Genomic DNA, 8,129 nt, shown 5'->3' with positions numbered 1-8,129 from the left:
GCCGCCGAAGGCCTGACCAACGATGCCGCCTTGCCGCTCACGATCCTTCTCGATCACATCAAAGACGCCCTCAAAAAGCCCGACCTCAGCGACAGCGAAGCCAAAGCCACTCTGCAAACCTGCGATCTCGTCATCGCCGCCCTGCCCGAGTGCCTACCGCCCACGCATCCCCAGCACGACGAGCTTCTTTCCAAAGCCCACAACCGCCGTGGCGACTCCCTGCTCCAACTTTGCCGAGCCGATGAAGCTCTCGAAGCTTTCAACGCCGCCCAACCCCTCGCGCCCGACGACGCCTACATCCTCTACAACCGCGCCCGCGCCCACCTCGCCCTCGGCGATACCGACAACGCCCGTGCCGACCTCCAGTCCGCCAGCGACCCCAAATTCAATCAGCCCCTAGCCCGCGAACTCTCGCAGAAACTGCTGAAGGAGATGAAGTGAACGTACTCTCAGAAATCCTGTTTTTTCGATGGGAAGTCGAACACATCAGCTCCCAAACCACGCTGCAGTAAGCATCTGTCAGGCGGGCTCCAGACTCAAGGCGCAGGGGCAGGATGGAGAAGTATCATCTCGCGCATGACGCGTTTTCTTCGCTGACACTGGGCACGGGCGGGGTTGGCACACCACAAAAAAAGAGCCGCTTTCGCGGCTCTTTTGAGAATCCTGACGCTTTGACCGGCTTAATGACTCCTACAGCTCGTCTTCGACGAGTTCGATGTTCTTGCCGCCGATCTTTTCGAGGAGGGCTTTGGTGCCTTCCTGGCTGAATTTGGGGTCGCGGGCTTCGATGCAGACGAAGAAGCCGTCGTCGGAGAATTTGGCGAACTGCTTGCTGGCGAAAAGGGGGTGGTTCAAGCGGGGCAGGCCCATGAGGGCGAGCAGGCCGAAAAGGGTAGTGAAGGCGCTGAACAGAATGGTCAGCTCAAACATCACGGGGAAGAAGGCGGGGAGCGTCCAGATGTCGGTGGGCTTGGCCTGGACGACGGTGGGGTAGGTTTCCGCCAGGGTCTGGAGGAAGCCGAGGCCGATGCTGGACCAGAAGTTCGTCTGGGTGATGGTCTGGAGCGTGAAGGCAATGCAGGTGCCCGTCATGCCGCCGACGAAGACGAACTTGGGAAGGATGGAGCGGGGGTTGCCCATGGCATCATCCATGCCGTGGATCGGGAATGGACTGTGGACATCCCAGCGCTGGTAGCCGGCGTCGCGCACCTGCTCGGCGGCGTGGTAGATGTCAGCCGCGCCGTCGAACTCGGCGAGGTATCCGTGGACTCGTTTCAATGTGGCACTCACTTGGATTTGAAATTTTAGATTAGTGATTTGAAATCCGAAAACTAGGCGGTGGCAGCTTCGCGGGGGACATGGCGGTCAGGGTAGGCCATAAGGTCTTCCTCCTGGATGCCTTCTTTGCCGTGGTCGTGATTGTGGGCGTTGCTCTGCGGCAGGACACCTTTGACTTCGCCGATGGCGATGACGGGCAGGAAGCGCAGGAAGAGCAGGAAGAGCATCATGAAGAAGCCGAAGGTGCCGAGGAAGGTGTATTTATCGACCCAGGTGGCTTCATAGGTGCGCCAGGAGCCGGGGGTGAGGTGACGCTCCAAGGTGGTGGCGATGATGACGTAGCGCTCGAACCACATGCCAGCGTTCACGCACATGCAGACGAACATGACCATCCACAGGTTGTGACGGAAGGGGCGATACCAGAAGAACTGCGGGGCGAAGACGTTGAACCCGAACATGAAGTAGTAGGCCCAGGTGGACGGACCGTAGAGGCCGCGGAGCTGGAAGGTCTGGAACTCGTATTTGTTCGCGCTGTAGTAGGCGACGAAGAACTCCATGGAGTAGGCGTAGCCGACGATCGTGCCGGTGAGCAGAATGATCTTCGCCATGTTGTCGATGTGCTTCGGCGTGATGAGGTCGCCAAGGCCATAGATCTTCGACACGGGGATCATGAGCGTAAGCACCATGGCGAAACCGCCGAAGATGGCGCCAGCCACGAAGTAGGGCGGGAAGATGGTGGTGTGCCAGCCGGGGACGACGGAAGTAGCGAAGTCGAAGGACACGACGGAGTGCACGGAAAGCACGAGCGGCGTGGAGAGCGCGGCGAGGAGCATGTAGGCGGTCTCGTAGTGGCTCCAGTGGCGGTTTGAACCGCGCCAGCCGAGGGAGAAGATGCCGTAGAGTGTCTTGCGGAGGCCGGGCTTGCAGCGGTCGCGCAGGGTGGCGAGGTCGGGAACCAGGCCGAGGAACCAGAAGACGGCGGAGACGCTGAAGTAGGTGGAGACCGCGAACACGTCCCAGAGGAGGGGCGATTTGAAGTTCTGCCAGATGGCGTTGGCGTTCGGGATGGGGGCGAGGAACCAGACCATCCAGACACGACCGACGTGGAAGGCCGGGAAGAGACCGGCGCACATCACGGCGAAGATCGTCATGGCCTCAGCAGCGCGGTTCACCGACGTGCGCCATTTTTGACGAGTCAGGAAAAGAATGGCGGAAATGAGGGTGCCGGCGTGGCCGATACCGATCCAGAACACGAAGTTGGTGATGTCCCAAGCCCAAGCGACGGGCTGCTTTTGTCCCCAGACACCGACGCCGGTGCTGATGAGGTAGATGAAGCAGAAGGCCATGAGGCCGGTCAGGAGCACGGAGGGCACAAACAGAATCCACCAGAGGAGGGGCTGCTTGTTTTCGACGATGCCGCAGATGCGGTTCGTGATCCAGGAGTAGGAACGATTGTTGAGGACGAGGGGCTCGCGGTCCAGGATGCGGGGAGCACCGGTGTGAGCGTGGTCGTGGATGGTGGCTGCTTCGGCGGACATGTCAGCGTGAGTCGTGAATTAGATCTGGTGAGCGCTCCAAGCGGCGATTTTCTCGGCACCGGGCATTTCCTTGTTCGGGTTGCGCAGGCGGGCCAGGTAACTGGTGCGCGGACGGGTGCCGATGTATTTGAGGAGTTCGTAATTGCGTGGGGAAAGCTTCGTGTCCTTGGCTTTCGCAACGGCGCTCTTCTCGTCGGCGATGTCGCCGAAGATGATGGCATCAGCAGGGCAGGCTTCCTGACAGGCGGATTTGACGCTGTCAGTCGGTATGCGGAAGTTCTTCGAGTCGCGCTGGGTCTGCTTCTGCTTGATCTTGGCAGTTTCGAGACGCTGCACGCAGTAGGTGCACTTCTCGATGACGCCGCGCATACGGACAGTGACGTTCGGGTTCTTCTGAAGCTGGACAGACTCGCGGACGCCGGTCTTCGAGGGAGTGGAAAGCGGACCCCAGTAGAGCTCGTCGAGAGGACGCTTGTTGTAGTCGAACCAGTTGAAGCGACGAGCGGTGTAGGGGCAGTTGTTCGCGCAGTAGCGGGTGCCGATGCAGCGGTTGTAAGCCATGGCGTTGAGGCCGTCGTCGGTGTGGACGGTGGCGTTCACGGGGCAAACGGTTTCACAAGGAGCGGATTCGCACTGCTGGCAGGCGAGAGGCTGATGCACCATCTCGGCGTTTTCGAGCTGCTCGGCGGTCGGATCGATGTTCACATCGTCGGACTTGGCCTTCTGCTCACCCCACTCGTTCGTGGCGAAGTAGCGATCCATGCGGATCCACTGCATGAGACGACCTTTGACGACCTGATCTTTGCCGACGACCGGGATGTTGTTTTCGCTCTGACAAGCGACGATACACGCGGTGCAACCGATGCACTTGCTGAGGTCGATGACCATGCCCCACTGGTGCTTCTTCTCGTAGTCGAAGCCGGAGGGGTTCTCTTCGGTCTTTTTACCGACCTGACCTTTGTAGAAGGAAATGTTCTCCGGGATATGGCTATCCATACCGGTCTTCACGACGAAGTCAGGCGTCTTGGTGAAGGTCTCCAGGGTGGCTTCGCGATAAAGAGCGCGGCCTTCCATGGTGTTTTGATCCTGGGTGATCGCGAGCGTGTAGGTTTCGCTCAGGACTTCCAGCTTGGCACCGGAGATGACAAACTCAGAAGCGCTGCTGCGGAGCGGGTAGGCATTGAAGCCGCGACCCTTGCCTTCGGAATCGGAGCCGACAAAGCCGAGCTCTGTCTGGCCGTAACCGAGGGGGATGGTGATGGAGTTCTGGACGTGGCCGGGAGCCTCGATGGCTGGAAGCGTGAGGCTGCGGTCACCGATGGTGACTTTGACCATCTGGCCGTTCTTAAGGCCGAGACCACGGAAGGTGACGCTACCAATCCAGGCGGCGTTGTCCCAAGTGAGCTTGGTGATGGGATCGGGAGCTTCCTGGAGCCAGGCGTTGTTGATGAAACGGCCATCATACAAACCTGCGTCAGGCGTGAGGACGACTTCCATGGCTTCGGAGGTCGGAGCCGCAGCGGCCTTGGCCTTGCTGACGATGCCGGCGACGGCGGCACCATTGATCACGCCGGTGGATTTGACGTAGCTGGAGCCTTTGAGAAAACCGTCACGCAGGGTGAGGTTCCACTTCGTTTCGTCGAGGCTGCCTGCCACGGTGGCAAAGGTGTCGCGCACGGCCTGATAGGCGGCGTCTTCGGCTGGAGCAGCTCCATCAGCGGGCTTTTCAGCAGGGCCGAGCTTCTTGCGGCCAAGCAGAGCGAGGAGGAGTTCGATCTCGCTCGCGCCATTGTAGAGCGGCTGGATCATCGGCTGGACAACCGAGTAGGTGCCGTCAGCGGCGCGGACATCGTTCCAAGCTTCGAGATAATGCGAGGAAGGGATGTGCAGCATCGCTGCACGACCCGTGGCGTTCGGCAGATGGCCGAGGTGGACGATCTTCACGGCCTTTTCCTTGATCGCCTTTGCTACAGAAGCAGGAGCATCAAAGAGGAGGTTCGAAGGTGTCAGTGAAACGAGGGTCTTCACCGCGCCAGAGGCGAGGGCGGCTTCAAGTTCGGCAGCGCCGCCGAGAGGGGCTTCCTTGCCGTTTTCGAGGAGTTCGATGGTCGATCCATAAGCGCCGAGGGCGTTATTGATGGCGGCGACGAGCGCGTGGACTTCGGCACCGTAGCGGCTGCCAGCGAGCACAACGGCCTGACCTTTGTGATCAATGAGGTCACGCACGGCAGGGGCGAGCCATTCTTTGAGTCCGGCAGGGGCGGCGGCAGCAAGAGCGGCACCGTCTTTGATCTCCAGGATCTCAGCGATGATCGCGGCAGCAGCAGGGATGAGGCTGGCGGCGAGCGGCTTGCGGTGATCCGCCATACCACCGGTGAGGGTGTAGCGGTTCTCCAGCGAGTAGAGGCGGTTCATGTCGCCACCGGGTTTGTCCTTGGCGCGCTGTTTGGTGAAATGCTTGATGGTTTCACCGGCGACAGGATCAAGGCCGAGGAAGTCGGCGTCGAGAGAGATGATGCGGAGAGCTTTGCTCCAGCGGACAAAGGTCTTCGTGCTCGCGCCAAGGATTTCTTTGTTGGCAGCGGCTTGACCAGCATTGCTAATGGCTTCGTAGCTGAAAAGCTTGGCCTGTGGCAGAGCGGTCTTCACTTCACCGAGGAGGCGATGCAGTGTCGGAGAGGTGCTGGAGCCGACGACGAGGGCGAGGGAGGCTCCACCGTCTTTCTTGGCGTCAGCGGAGAGGCTTTCGAGGTCCTTGTTCACGTCAGCCCAAGTGGCGGCTTTGCCATCTTTCTGAGGAGTCTGAGAGCGCTCAGGATCGTAGAGATCAAGGACGCTGGCCTGCGCGAAGCTGTCGATGCCACCACCGAGGGGGTGGAGTGGGTTGCCCGCGAGATGAGTGGGGCGACCTTCGTGCGTGGTAACAACGAGCGGCACGGCGCCATTCGCGGTCGGCATGGCCGAGGCGTAAAGCAGAGGCTTGCCTGGGATGACCCACTCGACGTGGTTCGTGTAAGGCAGGATGTTTGTCAGTGGACGACGGCAGGCGGCGAGGCCCATCATGCCTGCAGATGCACCCATGAGCTGAAGGAAATGACGGCGGGACTGGCCAGCCTCTTCTTCAGTGAGCGTGTCACCGGCGGGGAACTCCACGCCGAGAGTCGAGAGGAATTCCGAGCGCTGCTCAAGTTCGGCCGGACTGCGCCAGTAGCGCTTGCCGGTCTGCGGCTCCTCGGGGTGAATCCATTTGCGTTTCATGGGCGGGGGAAAGGGGGCTTTAGCGGGTCAGAAAGTCAGGAAAGGTCAGAACAGAGGGCCGATCAACGATGGCAGGCGGTGCAGGAATCCGGCGGCTGGACCTGCCAGTGTTTCTTGAGCTGGCTGCCCACTTCGAGCTGGGTCACTTTTTCACCAAACTTGCCAGCGGCGAGAGCGACGAGGTCTTCCACCTTAGCGGCGGTTTTGCCTTCTTCGATGGTGGCGGCGATCTCATCAGCCTTGATGCCCTTTTTGAGCAGTCCGGCGTAGAAGTTCGTGCGGTCGAGTTGCTCGGGCTTGTAGTTCAGATTGGTGATCTGATCTAGCGGGCGGAGCATCTGCTCGGGATTGCGGTGGCAATTGAGGCACCAGCCCATGGACTGTGGCTGATCATGCTTCACGACTTCCATCTCATTGATCTGGCCATGGCAATTCTGGCAGGAGATGCCGCGATTGAGATGGGCGCTGTGATTGAAATAGACGTAGTCAGGAGCCTTGTGGACCTTCACCCACTCGATGGGCTTGCCGGTTTCGGCAGCTTTGATCACCTTCTCCAGCTTCGGCGAGGCGGACTTGATGTTGCCTTTGCCCGGACCGTGGCAATTGAAGCAGGTCTGGTTGGTCGGCACGTTCGCGTGGCTGGAGACCTCGGCGAACGAGTGGCAGTAGCGACAGTCGAGGCCGAGCTGTCCGGCGTGGACCTTGTGAGAGAATGGCACCGGCTGAGTCGGCTCATAGCCCACACGCGTGTATTTTGGCGTGAAGTAGTATGGCACGGCCAGACTCACCCCAAAAACGATGAAGCCAGCCGCGACGGCTAGCTTCAGGGGGAGCCAGTTAGTCCAACGAGGAAAGAAATTGCCCATAAAGCGTCGAATTCAGTGCTTGTGAAATTTTTCACAAGCAGGCCCGAGAATAGAAGTCGAAGACACCTTTGCAAGGCTGGAAATCAAAAAAGTGGGAGGCCTTGAAAGAGTCTTGCCTGCCTTCATTTCATCGCGGCTCAGCGGGCTGGGTATTTGAAGCTCACTCATTCGAAGGAGGCCCGGTGGGCGAGGTTGTTACGTGGGCATAAAAAACCCGCCTTGGGTAACCAAGGCGGGTTGAGATGATCAGCGGAAGAACTTTTTCGCTTTCTCGAAGAAGCTTTCTTCCATCGTGCTCGTCGGGTTTTCGCCGACGGCTTTGGCAAAGGCTTCGAGGTGTTCTTTTTGCTCCGCTGTCAGGCGGGTGGGCACAGCGATCTGGACGTGGACGTAGAGGTCGCCATGGCGCTCTTCGCCGAGCGCTTTCATGCCTTTGCCGCGCAGGCGGAAAGTGGTGCCGTTTTGGGTTCCGGCAGGCACTTTGAGCATGGCTTTGCCCTCCAGAGTCGGCACGGTGGTCTCTCCACCGAGGGTGGCGGTGGTGAAGCTCATCGGCATCTGGCAGTGGAGATCGTCCCCTTCCCTCTCGAAGATGTCGTGAGATTTTACATTCACGACGATGTAGAGGTCTCCAGCAGGACCGCCATGGACGCCGTAGTCGCCATTGCCGCTGGAGCGGAGGCGGGAGCCGTCCTCGATCCCGGCAGGGATCTTTACGCGCAGCTTCGTGTGCTCGCGACTGCGGCCAGAGCCGGAGCAGGACTTGCAGGGATCGCTGATGACCTCGCCACTGCCCTGGCAGTCGGGGCAGTTCTGCTGGATCTGGAAAAAACCGCGCGAGGAGATGACTTGGCCGGCACCACCGCAGGTGCGGCAGGTCTTTTTGCCCGAACCACTGGTGGAACCACTGCCTGTGCAGGTTTTGCACTGGTTGAGGCGGTCGTATTCGATCTCGCGCTCGATACCATGCGCGGCATCTTCGAGACTGATCTCGATACCATAACGAAGATCGTTGCCGCGTTGGGGGCCATCGCGACGACGGCCACGTCCACCGCCACCGCCTCCACCACCGAAGAAGCTTTCGAAAACGCCTCCGCCACCGCCGCCGCCGAAGACCTCGCGAAAGATATCGAAAGGATCGTGGAAACCACCGCCACCACCAGCGCTCGGCCCGCCCATTCCACCAGCA

The 8,129-nt window shown here is 60.0% G+C and carries 5 protein-coding genes and 1 pseudogene; 1 reads left to right on the top strand and 5 read right to left on the bottom strand.

Annotated elements, in window-relative coordinates:
• Positions 1 to 441 (top strand): annotated as a pseudogene (locus tag AC6FTP_RS24080) (hypothetical protein); the annotation flags it as partial.
• Between the two features lie 249 nt (positions 442 to 690).
• Here the strand turns inward: AC6FTP_RS24080 and AC6FTP_RS24075 are convergent.
• From AC6FTP_RS24075 to dnaJ, 5 genes are all read right to left on the bottom strand, one after another.
• On the bottom strand, positions 691 to 1,278 hold the full coding sequence (locus tag AC6FTP_RS24075) for a DUF3341 domain-containing protein (RefSeq protein ID WP_497209455.1): 588 nt from the start codon (positions 1,276 to 1,278) through the stop codon (positions 691 to 693).
• Positions 1,279 to 1,331: 53 nt separating this feature from the next.
• A complete protein-coding gene (gene nrfD, locus AC6FTP_RS24070; protein ID WP_497209454.1) occupies positions 1,332 to 2,816 on the bottom strand; it encodes an NrfD/PsrC family molybdoenzyme membrane anchor subunit in 1,485 nt (494 codons plus the stop codon).
• 18 nt (positions 2,817 to 2,834) lie between these two features.
• The gene (locus AC6FTP_RS24065; protein WP_497209453.1) at positions 2,835 to 6,074 is read right to left on the bottom strand and encodes a TAT-variant-translocated molybdopterin oxidoreductase; all 3,240 of its coding nucleotides are present in this window, start codon (positions 6,072 to 6,074) and stop codon (positions 2,835 to 2,837) included.
• A gap of 62 nt (positions 6,075 to 6,136) precedes the next feature.
• On the bottom strand, positions 6,137 to 6,940 hold the full coding sequence (locus AC6FTP_RS24060) for a cytochrome c3 family protein (RefSeq protein WP_497209452.1): 804 nt from the start codon (positions 6,938 to 6,940) through the stop codon (positions 6,137 to 6,139).
• Positions 6,941 to 7,186: 246 nt separating this feature from the next.
• Positions 7,187 to 8,129, bottom strand: a 943-nt coding sequence (dnaJ, locus tag AC6FTP_RS24055) for a molecular chaperone DnaJ (RefSeq protein ID WP_497209451.1), incomplete at its 5' end; no start/stop codon positions are given.

It is taken from the genome of Prosthecobacter sp. (assembly GCF_044378005.1).
In the GTDB taxonomy this organism is placed as follows: Bacteria; Verrucomicrobiota; Verrucomicrobiia; order Verrucomicrobiales; family Verrucomicrobiaceae; genus Prosthecobacter.
Note: the sequence above shows the minus strand (reverse complement) of the source record. Positions and strands in the feature narration are given on the sequence as shown.

Coding starts and splice junctions, on each gene's coding strand:
- AC6FTP_RS24060 (WP_497209452.1), bottom strand. CDS start 6,940: ATGGGCAATTTCTTTCCTCGTTGGACTAACTGGCTCCCCCTGAAGCTA.
- nrfD (WP_497209454.1), bottom strand. CDS start 2,816: ATGTCCGCCGAAGCAGCCACCATCCACGACCACGCTCACACCGGTGCT.
- AC6FTP_RS24065 (WP_497209453.1), bottom strand. CDS start 6,074: ATGAAACGCAAATGGATTCACCCCGAGGAGCCGCAGACCGGCAAGCGC.